Here is an 840-nt window from a genome sequence, read left to right as displayed (position 1 = left end):
GGTGTCGACCAGCCGGCGCAGTCGTGCGGGGGTGTCGGTGGTCTGCACGGGTGTGTAGATCACTACCTGTAGGTCCGGGTGGTCCGAGGGTGCGAGTATGTGTTGCTCCATGTGGAGGTCGCCGACGGCGGGGTGGCGGAACAGGCGCTCTCGTGGGGTGAATCCTTCGATGTCGTGGTTTTCCCAGCCGGTGCGGAATGCCTCGCTGGCCTCGAGAAGTCGTTTGACCACGCGGGAGAAGGACGGGTGGCCCAGCCGGGGGCCGGCCTGGGCTCGGAACCGGGCGAGGAGGCGGCGGCTGGTGTCGTCCCAGTCGGCCATCAGCTCACGCAGGTGGGGATCGGTGAACACGAGCCAGAGCAGGTTCCGGTCCGCTGGCGGGGCGGTCGCTACGTTGGGGTAGAGCGCCTCGTAGGCGGCGTTCCATCCCACTACCGTCCAGTCCGGGGCCATGGCGTACGCCGGGTGGCGTGCGAGCGCGTCGAGCAGCCGCTGCACGTGGGACAGGGTTGTTTGGGGGGGCGGCTCGGGTGCGGGTTCGGGGGCGGAGTGCCCGGCGAGCGAGAGGATGTAGGCCTGTTCGGTGACGGACAGGCGCAGGGTGCGTGCGATCGCTTCCAGGACCTGTCGGGACGGTTTGATCTGTCGGCCCTGCTCGAGCCAGGTGTACCAGGTGATGCTCACACCGGACAGGTAGGAGATCTCCTCGCGGCGCAGCCCGAGGGCGCTTCTCCTGCCGGTCGGGGGGAGCCCGAGTTCGGAGCGCACGATCTGCTGCCGTCGGGCTTTGAGGAACTCGCCCAGCTCGCGGCGACGTTGCGCCTCGCCACTCACGCTGCG

At 69.2% G+C, this 840-nt stretch carries 1 protein-coding gene; it reads right to left on the bottom strand.

Features of this window, described 5'->3' with window-relative positions; all coding sequences use genetic code 11:
• Nucleotides 1–840: helix-turn-helix transcriptional regulator (locus ABEA81_RS42340; protein WP_345613713.1), on the bottom strand; the 840-nt coding region annotated here is incomplete at both ends.

It is taken from the genome of Pseudonocardia adelaidensis (genome assembly GCF_039543345.1).
GTDB lineage: Bacteria > Actinomycetota > Actinomycetes > Mycobacteriales > Pseudonocardiaceae > Pseudonocardia > Pseudonocardia adelaidensis.
The sequence above is the reverse complement of the archived record's forward strand: the minus strand, read 5'-3'. Positions and strand labels throughout refer to the sequence as shown.